Origin of the sequence: Methanoplanus limicola DSM 2279 (assembly GCF_000243255.1) — an archaeon.
GTDB lineage: Archaea > Halobacteriota > Methanomicrobia > Methanomicrobiales > Methanomicrobiaceae > Methanoplanus > Methanoplanus limicola.
Map to the genome: position 1 here is coordinate 2,467,860 of NZ_CM001436.1, position 20,174 is coordinate 2,488,033.

At 42.0% G+C, this 20,174-nt stretch carries 18 protein-coding genes; 9 read left to right on the forward strand and 9 right to left on the reverse strand.

The features are described 5' to 3' along the window. Positions 1–25: 25 nt before the first annotated feature. On the reverse strand, positions 26–307 hold the full coding sequence (locus METLIM_RS11655; RefSeq protein WP_004078652.1) for a hypothetical protein: 282 nt from the start codon (positions 305–307) through the stop codon (positions 26–28). A 178-nt stretch (positions 308–485) separates the two neighbouring features. Next, complete coding sequence (locus METLIM_RS11660) at positions 486–1,700, reverse strand: ISL3 family transposase (RefSeq protein ID WP_004078653.1); 1,215 nt, start codon at positions 1,698–1,700, stop codon at positions 486–488. A 252-nt stretch (positions 1,701–1,952) separates the two neighbouring features. Between METLIM_RS11660 and METLIM_RS11665 the strand changes: the two genes are divergently transcribed. Genes METLIM_RS11665 through METLIM_RS11690 form a run of 6 tightly spaced genes read left to right on the forward strand, consistent with a single transcriptional unit; the run spans position 1,953 to position 8,112 of the window. Next, entirely contained in the window at positions 1,953–3,032 is a 1,080-nt protein-coding gene (locus tag METLIM_RS11665; protein ID WP_004078654.1) for a FecCD family ABC transporter permease, read from the forward strand. A 4-nt stretch (positions 3,033–3,036) separates the two neighbouring features. Then, positions 3,037–3,894: an ABC transporter ATP-binding protein gene (locus tag METLIM_RS11670; protein ID WP_004078655.1), complete on the forward strand. Its 858-nt coding sequence runs from the start codon at positions 3,037–3,039 to the stop codon at positions 3,892–3,894. Between the two features lie 23 nt (positions 3,895–3,917). After that, positions 3,918–4,760: a class I SAM-dependent methyltransferase gene (locus METLIM_RS11675; protein WP_004078656.1), complete on the forward strand. Its 843-nt coding sequence runs from the start codon at positions 3,918–3,920 to the stop codon at positions 4,758–4,760. Then, on the forward strand, positions 4,751–5,992 hold the full coding sequence (locus METLIM_RS11680) for an ABC transporter substrate-binding protein (protein WP_004078657.1): 1,242 nt from the start codon (positions 4,751–4,753) through the stop codon (positions 5,990–5,992). Before METLIM_RS11675 ends, METLIM_RS11680 begins: the two co-directional genes overlap by 10 nt. A gap of 3 nt (positions 5,993–5,995) precedes the next feature. Continuing rightward, positions 5,996–6,880: a class I SAM-dependent methyltransferase gene (locus METLIM_RS11685; RefSeq protein WP_004078658.1), complete on the forward strand. Its 885-nt coding sequence runs from the start codon at positions 5,996–5,998 to the stop codon at positions 6,878–6,880. Then, complete coding sequence (locus METLIM_RS11690) at positions 6,877–8,112, forward strand: ABC transporter substrate-binding protein (protein ID WP_004078659.1); 1,236 nt, start codon at positions 6,877–6,879, stop codon at positions 8,110–8,112. Before METLIM_RS11685 ends, METLIM_RS11690 begins: the two co-directional genes overlap by 4 nt. 64 nt (positions 8,113–8,176) lie before the next feature. Here the strand turns inward: METLIM_RS11690 and METLIM_RS11695 are convergent, their stop codons facing one another. From METLIM_RS11695 to METLIM_RS11705, 3 genes are all read right to left on the reverse strand, one after another. Next, positions 8,177–8,401, reverse strand: coding sequence for a type II toxin-antitoxin system HicA family toxin (locus tag METLIM_RS11695; protein WP_004078660.1), 225 nt, complete (start codon positions 8,399–8,401; stop codon positions 8,177–8,179). After that, entirely contained in the window at positions 8,388–8,648 is a 261-nt protein-coding gene (locus tag METLIM_RS11700) for a type II toxin-antitoxin system HicB family antitoxin (RefSeq protein ID WP_004078661.1), read from the reverse strand. Before METLIM_RS11700 ends, METLIM_RS11695 begins: the two co-directional genes overlap by 14 nt. 285 nt (positions 8,649–8,933) lie before the next feature. Then, positions 8,934–10,391, reverse strand: a complete 1,458-nt coding sequence (locus METLIM_RS11705) for a type I restriction-modification system subunit M (RefSeq protein WP_004078662.1) — start codon at positions 10,389–10,391, stop codon at positions 8,934–8,936. A gap of 135 nt (positions 10,392–10,526) precedes the next feature. On the opposite strand from METLIM_RS11705, the gene METLIM_RS16715 reads away from it, so the two are divergent. The 3 genes from METLIM_RS16715 to METLIM_RS16265 are packed head-to-tail and all read left to right on the forward strand — an operon-like array spanning position 10,527 to position 11,108. Next, the gene (locus METLIM_RS16715; RefSeq protein ID WP_004078663.1) at positions 10,527–10,670 is read left to right on the forward strand and encodes a hypothetical protein; all 144 of its coding nucleotides are present in this window, start codon (positions 10,527–10,529) and stop codon (positions 10,668–10,670) included. Positions 10,671–10,690: 20 nt separating this feature from the next. Continuing rightward, on the forward strand, positions 10,691–10,915 hold the full coding sequence (locus tag METLIM_RS11710; protein WP_004078664.1) for a type II toxin-antitoxin system HicB family antitoxin: 225 nt from the start codon (positions 10,691–10,693) through the stop codon (positions 10,913–10,915). Beyond that, complete coding sequence (locus METLIM_RS16265) at positions 10,893–11,108, forward strand: type II toxin-antitoxin system HicA family toxin (protein WP_004078665.1); 216 nt, start codon at positions 10,893–10,895, stop codon at positions 11,106–11,108. Before METLIM_RS11710 ends, METLIM_RS16265 begins: the two co-directional genes overlap by 23 nt. A 401-nt stretch (positions 11,109–11,509) precedes the next feature. Here METLIM_RS16265 and METLIM_RS11715 read toward each other — a convergent pair whose 3' ends face one another. Genes METLIM_RS11715 through METLIM_RS11730 form a run of 4 tightly spaced genes read right to left on the reverse strand, consistent with a single transcriptional unit; the run spans position 11,510 to position 19,819 of the window. Continuing rightward, positions 11,510–13,054, reverse strand: coding sequence for a Fic family protein (locus tag METLIM_RS11715; protein WP_004078666.1), 1,545 nt, complete (start codon positions 13,052–13,054; stop codon positions 11,510–11,512). After that, complete coding sequence (locus METLIM_RS11720; protein WP_004078667.1) at positions 13,051–14,679, reverse strand: restriction endonuclease subunit S; 1,629 nt, start codon at positions 14,677–14,679, stop codon at positions 13,051–13,053. Before METLIM_RS11720 ends, METLIM_RS11715 begins: the two co-directional genes overlap by 4 nt. Before the next feature lie 17 nt (positions 14,680–14,696). Further along, a complete protein-coding gene (locus tag METLIM_RS11725; RefSeq protein WP_048145972.1) occupies positions 14,697–17,012 on the reverse strand; it encodes an nSTAND3 domain-containing NTPase in 2,316 nt (771 codons plus the stop codon). A 2-nt stretch (positions 17,013–17,014) separates the two neighbouring features. Then, on the reverse strand, positions 17,015–19,819 hold the full coding sequence (locus METLIM_RS11730; RefSeq protein ID WP_217177978.1) for a type I restriction endonuclease subunit R: 2,805 nt from the start codon (positions 19,817–19,819) through the stop codon (positions 17,015–17,017). Between the last annotated feature and the right edge of the window lie 355 nt (positions 19,820–20,174).

Sequence of the window (20,174 nt, forward strand, 5' to 3'; positions counted from 1 at the left end):
GCTGAAATAACCCGGACACTCTGACTTAAAAATCCAGAATATTACCAATTTCATAGTTTAAAGGAGTTTCCAGAGTAATATCATCCTTTTCAAATATATCCACATAAACGAGGCCGTCCTTTGAAACATAGATATTATGGCTGTATGGTAGTGCAAAAGGCATTGAAAAGAGTAAAAACTGCTTAAATTTACTTTTGTCACCCATTGTTGAGAGGTTATTTAAGACATCCTCCAAATTTTCAATCTCATCGACATTACCTGAGAGTTTCAGGGTGTAATCATTGATCTCAACTTCTTCATTATTCATATATCCACATTGGAATGACTGGCATATAATTGTTCATCTGTTTCTCCCGGAAATCCAGAAAAAGGGATAAACGGATATTATGAAAATACAGGCAACAGGCAGTATTTAATCCAGGCTGAAATTACCAAACAGGTATAAAATATGATCTGATACTTAAAGAAATAGGTTCTTCGCTATTTCATGTGGGTAACCCAAAGTTAAGCTGACCTAGTCTCAGGTAAACCATAGTCATAAAATTCTTAATATTTTTGTACCCTCTTGCAGTTCTTTTGAGAGTCTGAATTGAACTATTCAACCCCTCCAAGATACCATTGGTAACATGAGATTTGATGTAATTAACCACGCCGGTCCAATGAGATTTTATTGTTTTTGCTGCTGTAATTACTGGTTCAAGTCTTGAGTGTGTTGCCCAGAAATACCACTTCTTTAGATATTTCACCGCAGTGTTTAGATCCTCGACGCTCCAAAACATTTGAAGACTTAATTTTATATTATATGCCCTTACAGTCTTTAGATTCATATCCTTTAGGTTTCCAAGACTCTTTTTTTGTTTACTGGTTAAATTCTGAGGATTTTTTAACCAAATATAGCGTGTTCTTTTAAGAAGGAGATTATTCACCTGTTCTTCCCTTCTAACTTGATCAACTGCTTCATTCATGATTTTCATGACATGGAATTTATCGTAAGTGACTTCGGCCTTCGGAAAATTCTCTTTGCTGCCACTAATGAAAGCGGGAGACATATCACAACAGATTTGGGAGATATTCTCAATATCACCATTATGAGCTAAAAAATCCTCTTTAAAACTCTTAATTGTAGAGGAATCCTTTCCATGAGTTAAATACAGGACTTTTGAATTATCCAGATCAGCAACCACCGTTATATAGTCATGACCCTTTTTGCACGAGGTTTCGTCAATACCAATGGATGTAACATCAGAAAAATCCTCAATATCACGAGCTTTGTGAACGTAATGACTAATAACTCTCCATATTCTTGTGTCGGTTTCACCAATTAGTTCAGAAATATGTGATACTGGCATTTTCTGGGCCATTATGATTATTAGGCTCTCCATAAGGAGTGTAAAGCCACTTTGCTTTCGTGACCAGGGAACTTTTGCAAGATGAATACCACATTCTTCACATTTCACTCTTGGTACACGGCAATGAAGATAGCATTTATACTGGAAAAAGTTTAGATGTCGCCATATTTTTTCAGATGTATCATATGCCTTGCAATCTTCTTTCTCACATTTAGGGCAAATGAATTCTGATCCTGCTATGAAATTAATCCAAATGTCAAGTTTGTTTTCATCAGGATTAAACTCAATATTTTCAATATACCATGGCTCTTCAATATTCAATGCAAGTTGAAATAGTTCCTTTTCAAGCATGTTCCAACAAAGAAATTTTGTTAGATGAAGTATTTAAATACCCACACAATTTGACGAAGAGCCAAGAAATAATTCCCACAATGATTAGGCACACCCGAACAAATTTAGACAATATTTAGTATTACAAAATTATTAAAAATATTTACAAAAATTAAATCTAAAGGAGAGAAATACATAATCAGTACTACAGATTAAATATATTGTAATACCAAACTTTAGAATTATGCGTAAGTGCAGGAGAGACAGAAAAAGATGACTGAGCATTTCAGTCTGAGGGAGAAGCTATCAAATATCGGCTATGACTGCTCCGACGGATTTAATGAGGCAAAAAAAACTGCCATCCTGGGAATATTGTTCATCATACTCGCCGTAACAGCTTCAGTTGCGGTTGTGATGGGTGCATATGACATAACAATTGCCGATGTCTATAAGACAATATTCACCCATATCACATTCGGAGATACTACTGAGATCCCAAAACTTCATAATACAATAATCTGGGATATACGGGTACCAAGAATTCTGCTTGCGGTATTCGTCGGCGGTGCTCTTGCAATCGCCGGTGCGGTATTTCAGGGCGTATTCAGAAACCCCCTTGTTGAGCCTTATATCCTGGGTGTGTCATCCGGAGCAGCATTTGGTGCCGCAATGGGAATAGTATTCCCTGCAATATTCTTCTCAATTCAGCTTTCAGCCTTCGCATTCGGATCGATGGCTGTTGCAATGGCTTATATGCTGGCACGGGTTAGAGGCGAGACACCGATTGTAACGCTCATCCTTGCCGGAGTCATTATCGGCTCCATCTTTGCAGCACTGGTATCACTGCTTAAATATATGGCGGACGATACGGCATTAAGGGAGATAGTCTTCTGGCTCATGGGCGGTTTTTACTATGCAACCTGGAACGACGTCTTCATGCTCGGTCCGGTTGTGATAGTCTGCTTCTTCATACTGTGGGCACTTGGATGGAAGCTTAATATCCTCTCGATGGGTGACGAGGAGGCAAGAACCCTCGGTGTAAATCCGGAGAGGTACAAGTTTATCGTTGTCGCCCTCGCCACCGCCGTAACCGCCTTTGCGGTCTCGCTTGTCGGCATAATTGCCTGGGTCGGGCTTATGATGCCCCATGCCTCAAGGATGCTGCTCGGCCCCGACAACCGCTTTGTGATTCCGGCCTCGCTCATGATGGGCGGATTTTACCTCATCGTCTGCGATACCCTCGCAAGGACAATTACAAGTGCCGAAATTCCGGTGGGGATTTTAGCCTCAATTCTTGGTGCACCGTACCTCTGCTACCTGCTGAGAAACAAAGGCGGTGTGATCTTCGGGTGATATTATGATCCAGGTAAATGACATTCATTTCTCATACGGGAATTTTCCGGTCCTCTCCGGGATTTCCTTTGGTGTGGACAGAGGAGAGTTATGCGGACTTTTCGGCCCTAACGGGTCCGGGAAGACGACACTGTTTAAATGCTGCCTCGGCTTTCTGAAAACCGGAAGAGGGACAGTATCCATGAACGGTGAACCTACTTCAGGAAAAAAAACAGAAGAGCTTGCAAAGGTGGTCTCATATGTCCCGCAGGAGCATAAGCCGCCCTTCCCGTACCTTGTCCGGGAAGTTGTCCTGATGGGCAGGACTCCGCATCTCGGCGGATTTTTCGGCGTAAAAAAGAAGGACAAACAGATTGCCCTTGACGCACTTGAAAAACTCGAGATCTCAGACCTCTCAGACCGCCCTTATAATCAGCTCTCCGGCGGGCAGAGGCAGATGGTTCTCATGGCACGGGCGCTGGCACAGGATACGCCTGTCCTTTTCCTTGACGAGCCGACAAGTGCCCTTGATTTCCAGAACCAGATGAAGATCTGGAAGATTATGCGTGAGATATCAGAAGACGGAAAGACCATCATTGCGTGCAGCCATGACCCAAACCACGTCTCCTGGTTCTGTGACCGTGTGGTCGTCGTCGGCAGTGAGGGCATCGTCGCCAACGGACCGCCGTCCGAGGTCATATCAGAGGAAACTCTCTCTGTGATCTACAGTGATGCATGCTCAGTCAGGTCGATTGGCGGTGTCCGGATGGTTATGCCGGGCTGTATTATGAACCCGGAAAAATCCCGTGCGGCGTATTCAGAATACTTAAGCGATCCGGAGATGAGCAGCAGGGCCTGTGAAGTCTCCCTGAATGCAGTGTGAAAAAGATTAAGGAGATTAATATAATGACAGAAAATACCGACTGGAATTTAGTCTGGAAAGAGAAATATGAGAAAAATCTTCTCTCAAGGGGGAAGGGTGACTGTGCAGGTATATGGGACTGTAAAGAGAAGGCAAAGGAGTTTCTTGACCGGTCAAACAAGAACCCCGGCCGTGTCAGGGAAGTTGTTGAATTTTTAAATCCGGATAAAGACAGCAGAATTCTGGACGTCGGTTCGGGGCCGGGGACTCTTGCAGTGCCGCTTGCAAAGATGGCCGGGCATGTGACCGCAGTTGAACCGTCGCCCGGTATGGCGGATGTTATGGCCGGGTATGCCGCAGAAGAAGGCGTTAACAACCTTAATATTGTACGGAAGAGGTGGGAGGATGTCGTTCCCGGAACTGACCTTATGGACAGTTACGATATTGTCTTTGCATCTCATTCGCTTGGAATGCCGGATATAAAAGAGTCTGTTGAAAAGATGAATGCGGTCTCATCCGGAAAGGTCTGTCTGCTATGGTTTGCCGGAATTACAGCATGGGAGCAGAGGATGGTGGATTTATGGCCTCAGCTTCACGGGAGGGAATACTGCTGCGGACCGAAGGCAGATGTGCTCTTTAACCTCCTCTGTTCAATGGATATTTATCCACATGCCGAACCGTGGACTTTTGCAAATAATTTCCATTACCCGGACTATGATACGGCATTTGATGATTTAAGGGAGCAGTATGGCGTATCCACCGCAGAGCAGGAGTCTGTCCTTGCCCGGTACCTGAAAAGTTCACTGGCAGAGGAGAACGGAAATCTCCTCTTTCCGGGGACAACCACAGGAATGAAACTCTGGTGGGAGACTGACAGATGCAGGTAAAGGGAACCGCAGGGTGGATCATTTCGATTTCTGCCCTGGTCTTCCTTCTTATTTTCTCTGCCGGATGCGTATCCCAGACGGCAGAAAAAGGCCCTTTGGATACAGTGGCAGATTCAGGAGATTACCGGACTATTACCGATTCAAGGGGCGTTGAGGTTAAAATTCCGGCTGAGATTACACGTGTTGTGACTGTATCCGACGGGCTTGTCGAGGGTGTGATGTATGCACTTGGAGTTGAGGACACACTCTCAGGGCTTGGCTCTGCCTGTATTCAGAAGGACTGGACGTACTCTTATCCGACAGATGACGGCGGATATGTAAACGGTTCGGGCGGGTGCAATATCATGCAGGTCTTATATCCGGAGATAAGGGAGCTGCCGCTTGTTATGCAGTCAGGTTCTGCGATGAATTATGAGACTTTATCTTCGCTTGAACCGGACGTTGTGATCCTCAGGCTTGGCAGCTGTTCCCTCCAGGAGAAGGACAGCGAGACTGCAAAAAAGACGATTGAGACTATAGAATCACTTGGCATCCCGCTTGTTGTCCTGTACAGCCCCAACTGTTACGAAGACGCCTCGCTGTCCCGGATCTCTGATGAGATTGGGATTATCGGCGATGTCTTCGGTAAAAAAGAAGAGGCAGAAGAGATTGCCGGATATCTTGAGTCACAGACTGCTTTTGTAGAAGAGCGGACAGCAGATATTCCGGAAGATGAAAAGCCGTCTGTCCTGATGTTTGGCTTATCACCCACACACCGTGCACAGGGCGGTGCGGGTGTTGTCCAGGGGCTTGGGACAACGGAATCCTATATGATTGAGGATTCAGTAAATGCCATAAATGCCTACCAGGTTGAAGCCGGGGCGTTTCAGATTGTGAATGCCGAGCAGGTCCTTGCCCTTGACCCCGATGTTATCGTTCTCTGTACTGCATGGGGATATCACCCTCCCGGAGAGCTGACTGAAGCTACATACTATGAGTCACTGAGGGAACTTTCGGCTGTAAAAACCGGGCGTGTAATGTCACTGCCGTGGACGCCGTGCAACTGTGCAAAGAGACTGGAATATCCGATAGATCTGATGGTCATTGCAAAGGCTGCATATCCGGAGAAGTTTGAGAATGTCGCACTCGATGAATGGCTGACTGGATTTTACAAGAACGTATATGGCGTGGATGATAACACGGCAGAGAAACTCAGGGCAGCACAGTGGATGAACTGGTGTGTGGAGGAATGAAGAATGAATACCAGGAGAAACAGCATCGGAGCTGACTGGGATCTCATCTGGAATGAGGTCAACAGTGCAAATATCAGCTGTGGTGCGTATGGTGAATGTGCCTCGATATGGGAGAGTAAGGAACAGGCAGAGAGTTTTCTGAAGAGTTCAGAGGATGACCCAACAAGGCTGAATTATATTCTTGGGGAACTGCCTTTATCTCCGGAATTTCGTGTACTGGATATCGGCTCAGGGCCGGGGACTGTTGCAGTGCCGGTTGCAGGTAAGGTTGCCCATGTAACGGCGGTTGAGCCTTCACCCGGTATGGCGGATGTCATGGAGAAGTATGCAGCCCGAAAAGGGGTGTCCAACCTGGATATTGTGAGGAAACGCTGGGAGGACCTTGACCCCTTTACTGAACTATCAGGCCCTTATGACCTTGTAATTGCTTCTTATTCGCTTGGGATGCAGGACCTGGGGGAGGCAGTCCGTAAGATGTGTGCGGTTTCGTCCGGACGGGTGTATATATTCTGGATTTCAGGGCTGCCGGACTGGGAGAGAGGTATGGTTAAGCTCTGGCCGGAGCTTCATGGCAGGGATTTCTGCTGCACTCCGCAGGCCGATATCATCTATAATGTCCTCTATTCCATGGGTATTTATCCGGATATGAAGGTCCGCAGGATTGAGAGCAGGACCGTGTTTCCCGATATGAATGTTATGCTGTCGCATTACAGCAGGGTCTATAATGTACAGACCGAAAGGCAGGAGGAGATTTTAAAGAGCTATCTTGAGGAAATATCAGATAAAAAGAAAGATTGCTGTGAGATCTCAGGAACAAATATGAGTACTGTCTTCTGGTGGGATGTCACGCAGTACGGGAATAATTTGTATGATGGAGAATACAGATGAATAACAGAATATTTGCACTCCTTTTTATTCTGCTTGCGGCTTCTGCGGTCTTCTGCGGCTGTACCGCACAGTCGGCAGATACAGTAAAAGCCGCAGGTGCAGATGAATTCAGGACAGTTACCGACTCAAGGGGGGTTGAGGTTAAAATTCCGGCTGAGATCAACCGGGTTGTTACGATCTCAGACGGTATGGTCGAAGGCATTATGACTGTTCTGGGTGTTGAAGATAAGATTGTCGGGGTTGGCTCGTCATGTATCCAGAGGAATTTTAATTATACCTACCAGACTGCCGGTGGCGAATCTTATGAGTATAAAGACGGGATGAACCCTGTCACTTATCTTAACCGCTGGATTATAGATCTTCCAAGGATAAGTGAGTCCGGGTCAGCTCTTAATTTTGAGGCTTTGTCATCGTTAAATCCGGATGTTGTAATTATGAGGGCTGGTTCATGTTCGGTCCGTTATATTGACGATGAATCAGTTAAGAAGTCAATTGAGACTATTGAATCGCTTGGCATTCCGCTTGTGGTAATCTATGGTCCAAACTGCTATGATGAGCCTGATCTGACCAAAATTTCGGATGAGATAAGAATTGTGGGCGATGTATTCGGAGAGGAGGAGAGTGCTGAAAAGCTTGCGGCCTATCTTGAAGAGCAGGTTCTGATCGTTTCTGAACGGACAAAGAATGTTCCCGGTGGTGAGAAGCCGAAAGTGCTGATATTCGGTCTTTCGCCGACTGCAAGAAAGGCCGGTGGCGCCGGGCAGGTTTTCGGGCTTGATACTATTGAGTCGTATTTTATAACCGATATTTGCCATGCTAAAAATGCCTTTGATGAAGCCGGGTATTTTAAGACCGTTTCATCGGAGCAGATACTTGCATTAGATCCGGATGTGATTGTGCTCTGTACAGCCTCCGGTTACCATCCGCCTGAGGAACTTTATTCTGCTCCGTATTACCAGAATCTGGCCGAACTAACGGCAGTGAAAGAGAGAAGAGTTGCAGCACTGCCATGGACTCCGTGCAACTGTGCCAAGAGGCTTGAGTATCCGGTTGATGTTATGGTAATTGCGAAGGCTTCCTATCCGGAATTATTTGAGGACATTGAGCTGTCAGACTGGCTTTTGGACTTTTATGAAAATGTCTACGGTGTTGATGCAGGGACAGCCGAAGAGCTGAGAAGTACACAGTGGATGGACTGGTGTGTTGAGGAATGCCCGACCTGTGCCAACTGAATTAACGCTGGTTTCAGGCGGAATTGTTGAGATGTTGAAATAATAAAAATTGTCTGACATTCAATTAATTATTAAGCCATTCTTCTCTTGTTATATTCGCCTGCTTTAGTATTCTTGACAGCAAATCGACACTAATATCTTTTTGATGCGGATTTGGAATAGTCAGGATGAGATCACCTTTTATCATGTATGGGTGTTTACCACCCTGATATGGTCCGTCAAAATTAAGCTGCCTGAGTCGCTTTATGAATTCATTCCATGAAACAGGTGATAATTTAGACTGTGACACCGGTATTCATCCTTGAAAACTCTTCTATTTTATATCCGTCTATAGGCGGTATGGAAAGACCTTTTCTAAGCCTTATAACAATCCAGCCATCGATCACTTCAGCAAGATTATTACGGCATTCTTCAAGTGTTTTACCAGTGGCCCAGACTCCTGCAAGTCCGGGAACTTCACCATAATAAGGCTCATCGTCTTCAATAATCTCGTAATTTGCTTTTGATAATGCTGCCTGAATATATTCAATTATCATATTATATACCCCGTTTAAATTTTTGATTTTCCCGGCACATATAGATTATCGTATTATCAGGCAATTTAATTAATGTATCGTAGATGTACAGATTTTCTTCTTACAAAGGATAATAACTATATCACCAGAGGATAACTTCAAAATTGAGTGGTTATTCCTTCTTCTTAAACTTCTCAACAACAATCCTTATTTTTTTGTCTTCACCACGTTCAATGGACCCCGGCATGGTTCTGAGCAGTAGTGCCTTCCGGGAAAAATACCAGTATTTTCCATGATGAGTGAATATTATTCTGCTTTTAAGTCCTCATAAATCTCTGAAAACTGCTCAATTGCAGTCTGAAGGCTATCTGTTATTTCTCCGGCTATGACATCAGGCTCAGGCAGGTTTTCAGTGTCCTGTAAGCTGTCGTCTTTGAGCCAGAATATATCAAGGCTGACTTTGTCCCTTTTTATTAGATCATCATAACCAAACTGCCTGAAGCGTTCTGTTTCCCTTCTTTCGTGCCGGTTTTTCGGGTTATAACAGGCAATGAAGTCTTTTAAGTCCTCGGTTGTGAGAGGGTTTTCCTTCAGGGTAAAGTGTATATTTGTCCTTAAATCATAGATCCAGAGCGAATCTGTCCAAGGTTCTTCCCTACCGGGTTTTCTATCAAAGAAGATGACATTTGCCTTAACACCCTGTGCATAGAAAATTCCGGTGGGGAGCCTTAAGAGTGTGTGGACATCGCACTCTTCAAGCAGTTTTCTTCTGATGGTCTCTCCGGCACCGCCTTCAAACAAGACATTATCGGGGACAACGACTGCTGCACTGCCGTTTATTTTTAAGAGGCTTTTTACGTGCTGAAGGAAGTTCAGCTGTTTGTTGGATGTTGTCGCCCAGAAGTCATCCCTTTCGTATGTCTGCTTCTCTTTTTCCGCTTTTCCGTCACCGTTGATTATTGTGTAGCTGCTCTTTTTCCCAAACGGAGGATTGGTGAGGACAAGGTCGAAGTGCTCTTTTGGCTCTGAGAGCAGGGAGTCGCCTACGCTTATCGGGCTTTCATCGCTTCCAATCCCGTGCAGATAGAGGTTCATGGCACAGAGGCGTGCTGCACTGTCTACGATTTCAACGCCCCTGAAGGTCTCTTCTTTTAAGAACCTGCTCTGGTCACGGTCGAGGTTGTAGTTTTTTACGAGATAGTCCCGTTCTGCGAGGAAGAATCCGCCTGTTCCGCATGCAGGATCGGTTATTGTCTGGAGGGGCTTTGGCCCTGTCACCTCAACTATTGCCTGTATTAAAGGTCTTGGAGTGAAGTACTGCCCGGCACCGCTCTTTGTGTCCTCCGCATTTTTCTGTAAAAGTCCTTCGTAGATCTCTCCCTTGACGTCCATGTCAAGTCCAATCCACGTCTCTTTTCCGATGAGGTCAACGAGGCGTTTTAGTTTTGCCGGGTCCTGTATTTTGTTCAGGGATTTTCTGAATATTATGCCGAGAAGACCTGACTCTTTGCCGAGGTTTTCGAGTGTGTGGCGGTACTGGAGTTCAAGTTCATCGCCGTCTTTTGATGTCAGTTTCTCCCAGTTGTATTCATCCGGGATTGTGGACGGTCTGTTGAATGGCGGGCGGCTCTGTTCGTCTGCCATTTTTAGGAATAAGAGATATGTGAGCTGTTCAACGTAGTCCCCGTAGCTTACGCCGTCATCTCTTAGTACATTGCAGTAATTCCATAGTTTTTGCACAAGTGCCGCAGATTCGGATGCCATTATTTGCTTTTTAGTTTTTATTCTCCGGGTGCTTTATTCTGTTGGATTTACTGCCGGAATTTTGTTTACCGTCCTGTTTTGTTATCATAACACCAGGTGAGTTCAGGAATATCATAAACAGGAACCTGCCGTTTTATGAGCGGGCAATACATGGCAGGGAGCTATACAATAGATCTTAAGATGAGAACAGGATTTAAGAATAATTACAAAAATTTGATGAGGATTAAAGAGGAAAATACCCACAAAGAGACATATTATATTCATGTGAATCAAACATAAAAAATAGAGGAGAAAGAAGTATGCTGATAAAATTTGATATATATCGTAATGGAGAATTCTGGTGTGCCCGTGGAATTGGGACTGATATATTTACACAGGGTAAATCACTGGATGAACTTATGCAAAATATTAACGAGGCTGTAGAATTGCATTATGAAGATAATATTAATGATGGGGAAGACATTACTGTTGTTTCTCTGACTGAATTTCAGGTTGGTTCATTTGCCAAAGTTTCCGGTTGTTAGTGGTTCTCAGCTAATAAAACTACTCAATTCATTGGGTTATACCATTGTTCGGCAACGTGGCAGTCATGTCAGACTAATGACAAATACAGTTAACGGAGAGTATCATATTACAGTTCCACTTCACGATGAAATAGCAAGAGGAACTCTTAACGATATTATTACAAAAGTTTCTGAAAGAAATTCTCTGTCATAAGAAGAAATACTTGAACTGCTGAAATAATTCAAGACCACAGAATATTATATCGGCTCCTTCTTTTATCTCATTCTTCGTTTAATTATTATTTAGCCCTCCAGGCCTTCTTAGATAATCTGTCATCAGTTGCTGTTATTCCTCCTATTTAGCCAGATTATCCTTTTTAACCCGCTTAGCCTTCTTCTCCTGTTTCGCTCTCTTTGCCGCCTCTGCCCTCTCTTTCTTCTCCGCTAAAATCCTCTCCGGAAGAACGGATGCCGGTTCATCATCAGGGTCCTGCGGGATAAGTCTGCCCTAAAACGCTTTTTTAAGAATACTCTGCCAAAAGACTCTTTGCCCGGACAAGTGACTCATCAACTGCCTTTTCAATATTATCTATGACAGTCTCCTCTCAATCCCGATTACGATTTCATGTTGTTCTTCAGTTCCTTTCCTTTTTCAGTAAGCCTGTACTTCTGTAGTCTGCTTTTTGGCTTATCGGGAATTGTCATCTCAATTAACCCTTCGTTCAGAGCAGGGAGGATGTATGCCTTACGGAAATATTTGGCATCCTTTAAACCGAGGATTTCCTGAATTTCATTCCGTGACATCTCACCATTTAAGGCATTTATTATTTTCATTACTTCAGGGGTGACTTGGGGGTTGACTTGAGGGGCGACATAGGGGGTAACTTGGGGGGTAACTTCAGTGGCAAAGAAAGTCAGTGTAACATTATGGCCGTCTTCGGACCATTCAGGAAGAGGAAGCCCTGATTTTGTGCATGACTCTCTAATCATTACACTGCCACGTCCTAACCGTTCCATAAATCCACGAAGATACATAACGTGAGCAATATCCGGATTCCGCAGGACTGAGATATGTCCGGCTGAGAGTTTTTCCGGGGTAACACCTTCGGGGAAAGAGCCGGAGTTCGTAATTTCAAGACGATTTGGATAAATGTTGACAAAAATTCCTCCTGAAAAACTACTGTAATCCCGGTGAACAAAAGCATTTACAAGCCCTTCACGGATAGCATCAGGAGGATATGAATTATTTTCATTTCGTTTAAGGTTGTCATCCTCAAAATGTGCAGATGTAGCAGTATTTCTCATAACAAACCTGAAAGTCTCTTCAAGAACAGAAACCAGTGGTCCTTCAAATGATTCAATATCCAGGTATTTATCATCCGTTTTACCGGCAAAGTAACAGGCAGCACGGAGACGGATCTGTGGGTATCTCACTGCCGGATTTTTGGTAAACAGAACATCGCCTGCATTTGTAAGCCTGCCATAACTAAATAATGACAGATTTTTAAGAATTTCAGTTGCAAGGTTAAGACGACTATATCCATATATTCCGAAAGACTCCTTTACTGCACCGTCAGTCCCTTCAGAACCTGATAAATCATCAGTTTTCCCCGACACTCCAATATTTGCCTGTTTTCCGGACAATGAAAGATCCCGGACTGTGTTATCTATTTCTTTCAGGTCAAGGTCTTGGTGAATATCTGCTGCTGAAAACCTTCTCTCCCATCTTTCAGGTTCAACTTGATTCCTAAGGATCATATCACGGACAGTTTCATTGTCGGCTACGACTGTAGTGTCGTTTTTCCGGATATAATAAACATCCCTGAATGAATACGGAACATCCAGTCCTGCCGGGACTTCGACTAAGAGCACTTTTTTACCTTCAATTTCGGCAATATCAACTGAAATCAGTGCTTTTGGAGAGATTCCCATTAGAAGTATCTTCTCAGTATTTTCCTTTCTAAAATCAGAGTCTTCAACACCGACAACTGTTCCGTCGTCATTGACACCACAGATAATATAACCACCTGAAGTATTCAGAAAACCACTAACCGCCTGACCAATAGCATCAATGCCATCAACATCCCGGCAGTCCTCTTTAAATTCGATATTTTGCCCTTCACCAGGCACGAGGAAGTCTCTGATTTTATCCGGAATCATGATCTTACACTGGTCTGACCCCGCTCAGCCTTCTTCTCTTTCTCATTACCCTTACTCTTCTTCCCCTGTTTCACTCTCTTTGCCGCTTCTGCCTTCTTTTTCTCCTCTGCCTCCTCTTTCTTCCCTTTCTTTTCCGCTAAAATCCTCTCCAGAAGAACGGATGCCGGTTCATCATCCGGGTCCTGCGGGACAAGTTTTCCTTCAAACGCTTTTTTAAGAATACTCTGCCGAAGACTCTCCGCCCGGACAAGCGACTCATCAACCGCCCTTTCAACCTCATCAATGACCGAGAACCTCCTCTCGATTTCGCTTACGATTTCGTGCTGTTCTGAGAGTGGTGGGAGTGGAATGCCTATAGTTTTGAATCTTTCCAAACTAACCTTTTTTTGAGCGACACCTTTTGTTATGTGAAGTATTTGTGCTTTGATAATATCTGAGTTTATTGCATAAACAAAGAATAATGGATCTTGAATTTCATCTGAAACATTCAGTTTAATACAATCGGCTGTAATAATAGCTTTTTGAGAATCCTTTGGATATAAACATGCATCACCCGGCGGATCGCCCATCTTAGTAATTAATACGTTTCCACCATTCACCACATGTGGTTTTAATTCTAAAGATTTATCCATGGAAACATATTTTGTATTATCATCCTGAAAAACCCCTGATCTAATATTTTTAACAAAAATTAAAGGAACTCCTTTTGTTTGATAATCAGAAACTTTAAGGTTACTCCCAAAAGGACCAATGGCTAATGCATATGGGTCATTACAATCTTTAATTTCATCAGGTGAGACCCAAATCCAACTTTGAGGTAATTTTATTTGAGGTAAATTTTTTGAAGTAATAGGGGGACGGTATTTTAATTTCCACTTATCATTTTTTTGAACCTTCTCTCTTTCGTTGAATTTATTTAATTGTTCAGTTTCCCATTTATGTCTTAAATTATTTAGACTTCTCTCAAGCAAAACCTCAGCACTCTCAGCATCCGGATTCTCCGCCCGCCATTCCTTAGTCAGATCACCGCACATTGCTGACTTTAAGACTGACTGCCGGTATTTGGGGATTAATGCCTTTGCCTTCTTCAGTTCGGCAACGCCTGCGTCAAGGCGGGTGAACTCTTCCTCGATCTTTTCAACGATCCTGTGCTGTTCCGGGAGTGGTGGGAGTATAACCTCAATTTCATTAATTATTTTTTGACTGATATTTGGCTGAGCCCCACCTTTTCTTAAGTTAAGTAATTTAGATCTTTGAGCAAATAGGAACCAATACAAATATTTTTTTGATAGCGAAGTTGGCACAAAGATAGCACATATTGCCTGATTAATTGCAGCATCAATTCCTAATACAGCTAATTTTCCAACAGTTGCTCCATATAGTGCAATTAAGATTGTTCCTTTTGGAATCATCTTTGTACTTGAATTGTCCAATCCACTTTCTGAGATTGTTTCTTCACTTGAATAAATAATATTATAATCAAGTTCTCCGGATTTTAACCAAGGAATATTCCCCTCATAATATGAAGAATTTTTTCTTGAGGGAGTTCCTCCACTTGTTGTATTACAAATGGTTTCTATGATTACATTTGCCCAATTTAATGGAATTTCAGATATATTAGTCATTTACAATAAATAATGATTCAGCAATTTTTTTCATGAAGTCCTTCAAACATTTCCTGAAATTCTGATTCTTCTTGAATGAGATCCCTTTCTAACAAGTAGTCTTCATATCTATCTTCATCAGGCTCATAATCAGAATAGTATTTTTCAAGATATTCTTCAATAGGGTATGATAATTTAAAATTGTCTATTTCAAAAAAATCAGTTATATGAATAATTTCTCTATTTAATTTTTCTAATTCACTAATCTCCGATCCTACTTGTTCGTGACATTTTGAATCTAAATCATAACAAAAAAATTGAATTTCACAACTATCCGGATCAGTTTCAATTATGATACCTTCTTGGATAATTTGTTCTAATTGCAACTTTAAAGGTTCAATAAATGTCCCTTCAAGATTCAGCCCAGTAATTTTATAAAATTCCACTATTTTAGTGAAATCCGTTATGAAGGAATAATTCTCAGATTGAAGAAATATTTTTGCTTCATTTACCATCTCATAGTAAATTTGTTTGTATTCATCCTCATGTCCATTTAATTCCTTTAGAACTGAAGTTAAGTCTCTATAATAAAAACCCCTCTTGCATTTGAATTTATTTAAATTCATCTTTAAGATATCATTTGTATATTGAGAAATATTCCCTATTTTTAATTGTCCATTAATTGATAATAAATGAATTGTAAATGTTGCCAAATTATCGTTAATACCAGATTCAATGTATTTTTTCCCAATTCTTTTAATTGCCAAAAAATAAGAATTGGAAAATCTTGGATAATCTTCTGAATTAAATGCCTGAGTTTGACTTACAAAAATGTCCCATATTTCAATTATTTGATTTACATCAGATATACAATCACAGATTCTCTCTAAAAGAAAATCATCAGCATATACTTTATTATAGATGAAATCTTCAACGGATGGGTTTTTATATCTAATTTTTTTATCATAATCCCAGTGATAAGTTATTGATGAGGTAAATGTTCCATCCAGTTCCTTCAAAGAATTATTAAATGCTTCTTTTAATTTTATTAAATCATCTTCAGAATAATAGTAATATTTAAAGCATTCAAATATAGCATTAATGCTTGCTTCACCCTCAAATATTCCTAAAAGAACTAATATTGTCTTTGAATAATCTGATATACAACTTCCAAAAACTCTACTCCAAATCTTTTCGGGATATTCAAGGTTATAGAGAAAAGAGTCTACAAAATTAGAACTATTAACTAATATTGAATCAGTCATTGTCTCAATAACTCTTGGATTAAAATTTCTGTGATTAATTATCTTTAAATAATTCTCATCTTTAATTATTTGTTCAATATTTTCATCTTTTATTTCTGAATGCCAAAGATGATTGTATAATATTTGAGCTTTAATGGTTTTTGAGGCATTCTTCAACGAAATAATATATTCTAAATCTCCAAATCTTTCAGCAACATCTGATTTTTGCTGCGCCTGATTTAAAATGTATTCTCTTGTTGTAAGAATAAACTTTATATTCCCTTTATACCGTTTTATAGCTTTAACAAATGACTCAATAGACTTATCTTCATTTTTCCCAGCATTAATATTATAATATGTGGTGCCTAAGAAATCATCATAATAAAAAACCTGTTTTTTACCTCTATCAATTATTTTAAAGGCATCTTTAATATTGTTGGATATTTTAATGGGTTGATATCCATTTGCAGAATACTTAACAACCAGTGCTTTCATAAGTGTAGATTTGCCAATTCCCGGTTCTCCAGAAATGATACATACAGAATCCTCTTCTAAAATTTTTTCGACCTTCTGAAATTCCTCTGTTATTACCATTTTTGGTAGAAACTCAATGAAATTTTCTATATCAATATCAGTATCATTATAAATATCTTTGTTCAAAATATTTTCAAATACAGCAGAACTTGTAAACCACAATTTAGGATGTTTTTTTACTATATCCTCATTATTCCTAAGATAATTCAGAATGTCTTCCCTGCCAAAGACATCTGACTCACTCTGACAATACGGCTCAAACAAATCCTTGATTTCTGTTTTATTACCTGGAGTTAATCCGGTTGATGCTACAACAATATATTCATTTGGCTTAATTTTCTCAATTTTCTCCACTTCTTTCTTTAGATTACTTTTTAATTTACTTACAGAACTTTTGAAATAGTGTTTGCACTGAATAATTGTAGTTCCGCTTTTGAAACATCCTCTAATATCTATTCCATTGTCTCTTCCTTCTTTGAATGTTTCAAGAGTGACATTCCATTTCTTTTGGAAAATGTCACAGACTAATAGTTCAAATTCATGAGATGACAGACACCCTAAATCATAATCAGCCATATTCACACCGTTAAAGCCTCATTTAATTCTGCCATAATCGTGTTTAAATCGTCACCGAAGGCACGGTATGCGGAGATTAAACCGCCCTTCTGGATAAGACGCTGATTGTACTCAAAGTCATCCGGGGATATGGATATGCTTGTGCTGATGTGGTCTTTAATAATATTGAGCCATTCCATCTGTTCAGGGGTGAACTTTCCGCTTCTGTTAGTTTCGTTTGTTTTGTTAGTGTTGTTGATTGTGTGGCTTTTGTTGCCGGTTGTGTTTGTGTCGCTGTCGTTTGTGCTCCCTTTTGCGTATGCAGACTCCCTCTCCTTAATCCACCTCTCAAAGCGGTGTTCAACCGTCTCGGAGAAGGGTTCAAGATAGTAATCACTGCCAATCGTAAACCGGACAAGCGAGATAATATCGGTAAGCATCCGGTGAGGATTTGCACCCCTCACCCGATCCTTCTCCACCTTTTCATAAGCAGCCCAGACATTATCCGGGGTAAAACCGTAAGGCGGTTCTGACAAAATCTCAGACAGCTCCTTAATCTGCTCAAAAGTCAGGTGCCTCTCCTTATGCGGACGGCTGTAAATAATCTGAAGGGCTGTAACCGAATCCCTGTTCTCCTCGATAAACTTCCTAAAGTTCGCAACCGTTAAAATAGCACGCTCGGAAGCATCCGTTGAAAAACCAGCCTCAAGAAGAGAGTCCTCACTCACCCTGTCAATCACCTGCTCAGACCTGGTTTTCATATCAAGAAGCAGACGCCGGAAATTCGGGCTGTCAAACGGCCTGCATGCAAGGGACTTAAGCTCAAAACCTGCCTCGGAAAGCTCATCATAACCCGGACTTTTAGTTGAAAACATCTCCTTTGCAGCACCCTCAATCTCATCGGGATCAAGGGAACTGTAAAGATCATTCACAATCCCTGAAAGCGGCATACCGGCAGAGTCAAAGATCTCCTCACGCTCCTTATCCCCAATCTTCCTGTCAAGACGGGCAAGCCTTGTCGCAAGCGTTGAAACCGTATCAGTATCATAATTCCCGGAAGCAACCGACTCCAAAAGCTTCTTAAACGAAACTGAGGGCTTCTTATCCACAACAACAAGCGGACTCTTCGATGACTCACAGACACCAACGGCATCGACCACAATAAACCGGTCCTTCGCCGGTGCATCCGAAGTTACCTGATGAAGCTCAGTCAGCTCAACCGTCCTTGTCCCACGGCCAAGCATCTGCTCAAAATAGACCTGGGATTTGACATCCCTCATAAAAACAAGGCACTCAAGCGGCTTAATATCAACTCCGGTTGACACCATATCCACAGTAACAGCAATCCTCGGATTATACGAACCCCTAAACTCCCGGATCATATCATCCGGTTTCCTGCCGGTCCTGTAGGTAATCTTCTTGCAAAAGTCATTTCCACGCTCAAACTCCTCCCTCACAATCTCGACAATATCCTCTGCATGGGAATCATTCTTCGCAAAGATGAGAGTCTTCGGCACCTCATTCCTCCCCGGAAAAAGAGATGTGAAAAGGTGCTCCCTAAACGTCCTGACAACAGTTCTAATCTGGTCCGCCGATACGACATCACGGTCAAGCTGATTACCGGTATAGGATAACTCCTCATCAAGAAGTTCCCATCTCCTCTCCCTTGAAAGCTTATCCCGCTTCTCAACCCAGAAATCAGAATCAACCGTGCTTCCGTTTTTTGTAATCCCGGTAACAATCCTGAACACATCAAAACCGACATTAACCCCGTCTGCAATAGCCCTCTCAGTGCCGTACTCCATAACCAGATTTTTATTGAAAAAACCGAGAGTCTGTGCAGAAGGAGTCGCAGTAAGCCCTATCAAATGTGCATCAAAATACTCAAGCACCTGACTCCAGAGATTGTATATCGAACGGTGGCACTCGTCCGTAACAATGAAATCAAATGTCTCAACCGGAACTTCCGGATTATAAACAACCTCCATCTTCCTTCCGTAAAAACCGGATTCAAAAAGCGACATCTCATCATCTTCCGGGCTGTAATCCTCCTCACCGCTCAGAATGGAATAAAGCCTCTGAATCGTTGAAATACAGACCCTTGATACTGGATCTATTTTCTGCCCGGAAAGATGCTGAACATTGTAAAGCTCGGTAAACTTTCTCCCATCATCCGGAGTTTCATACTTCTGAAACTCCTTAAAAGTCTGAGTGCCGAGACTCGTCCGGTCAACAAGAAAAAGAACACGCCCTGCATTGCAGTGCTTAATCAGCCGGTAAATAAAGGATACAGCGGTAAAAGTCTTCCCTGAACCGGTAGCCATCTGAATAAGGGACCGGGGGTGATCTCCTGCAAAAGAACGCTCAAGACTTGTTATGGCTTCCACCTGGCACTCACGAAGCCCTTTTGTAACAAGAGGCGGAAACTCCTTCATCCTGCCCCTGAGGGTCATATCCTGCTTAGACCATTCAAGTAAAGTTTCCGGGCGGAAAAAACTGTAAACACGCCTGGACCTCGGTTCCGGGTCTCTCATATCCCTGAAAAAAGTCTCCTTTCCTGTGCTCTCATAGCCAAAAGGCAGGAAATCAAACTTATTTGGGATACCCGACACTGCACCTTTCAGGTACTTATCAGACTGATCAGACACACCACTAAGAGTAGCACCCTTCTTCTTAGCCTCAATAACCCCGACTTTTTTCCGGTTCACAAATAAAAGATAATCAGCAAAACCGGAACTGAGATGAAATTCCCGGACTGCAACCCCGACACCTGCACCAAGGTTTATATCGTCCCTGTCCTGGACAACCCATCCTGCAGACAGAAGCATCCGATCTATTTCTTCCCTTGATTTCCCCTCAGGCGTCATATATTTGGCTCTAAATATATATTTTTGCCCCGCTCATTTAAATAATCTGTCATCCGGAAAAATACTGATAATATATTCACGGTGTCAAAAAAGATATTTTCAGATAAATAACTCTGCTTTTAGCAATCAAAATCATTAGCCGGAATTATGCTTATCTTTCTGCCATCAACAGTAATTTCATCCTTCTGGTTAAACGTCAGGATATAACTCCCTTTAAAATCAAATTTCTCCATTGCCTCCGGAAGTACGTTTATTTTCCGGTCTGGGAATACCCGATTTTGACGGCAAAATATCTCATATTGCATTGTAATCATAT

What these genes read in the sequence shown, in the direction of transcription:
- METLIM_RS11655 (WP_004078652.1), bottom strand. Translation starts at nt 307, where the DNA reads ATGAATAATGAAGAAGTTGAGATCAATGATTACACCCTGAAACTCTCA.
- METLIM_RS11660 (WP_004078653.1), bottom strand. Translation starts at nt 1,700, where the DNA reads ATGCTTGAAAAGGAACTATTTCAACTTGCATTGAATATTGAAGAGCCA.
- METLIM_RS11665 (WP_004078654.1), top strand. Translation starts at nt 1,953, where the DNA reads ATGACTGAGCATTTCAGTCTGAGGGAGAAGCTATCAAATATCGGCTAT.
- METLIM_RS11670 (WP_004078655.1), top strand. Translation starts at nt 3,037, where the DNA reads ATGATCCAGGTAAATGACATTCATTTCTCATACGGGAATTTTCCGGTC.
- METLIM_RS11675 (WP_004078656.1), top strand. Translation starts at nt 3,918, where the DNA reads ATGACAGAAAATACCGACTGGAATTTAGTCTGGAAAGAGAAATATGAG.
- METLIM_RS11680 (WP_004078657.1), top strand. Translation starts at nt 4,751, where the DNA reads ATGCAGGTAAAGGGAACCGCAGGGTGGATCATTTCGATTTCTGCCCTG.
- METLIM_RS11685 (WP_004078658.1), top strand. Translation starts at nt 5,996, where the DNA reads ATGAATACCAGGAGAAACAGCATCGGAGCTGACTGGGATCTCATCTGG.
- METLIM_RS11690 (WP_004078659.1), top strand. Translation starts at nt 6,877, where the DNA reads ATGAATAACAGAATATTTGCACTCCTTTTTATTCTGCTTGCGGCTTCT.
- METLIM_RS11700 (WP_004078661.1), bottom strand. Translation starts at nt 8,648, where the DNA reads ATGATAATTGAATATATTCAGGCAGCATTATCAAAAGCAAATTACGAG.
- METLIM_RS11705 (WP_004078662.1), bottom strand. Translation starts at nt 10,391, where the DNA reads ATGGCATCCGAATCTGCGGCACTTGTGCAAAAACTATGGAATTACTGC.
- METLIM_RS16715 (WP_004078663.1), top strand. Translation starts at nt 10,527, where the DNA reads ATGAGCGGGCAATACATGGCAGGGAGCTATACAATAGATCTTAAGATG.
- METLIM_RS11710 (WP_004078664.1), top strand. Translation starts at nt 10,691, where the DNA reads ATGCTGATAAAATTTGATATATATCGTAATGGAGAATTCTGGTGTGCC.
- METLIM_RS11715 (WP_004078666.1), bottom strand. Translation starts at nt 13,054, where the DNA reads ATGATTCCGGATAAAATCAGAGACTTCCTCGTGCCTGGTGAAGGGCAA.
- METLIM_RS11720 (WP_004078667.1), bottom strand. Translation starts at nt 14,679, where the DNA reads ATGACTAATATATCTGAAATTCCATTAAATTGGGCAAATGTAATCATA.
- METLIM_RS11725 (WP_048145972.1), bottom strand. Translation starts at nt 17,012, where the DNA reads ATGGCTGATTATGATTTAGGGTGTCTGTCATCTCATGAATTTGAACTA.
- METLIM_RS11730 (WP_217177978.1), bottom strand. Translation starts at nt 19,819, where the DNA reads ATGCTTCTGTCTGCAGGATGGGTTGTCCAGGACAGGGACGATATAAAC.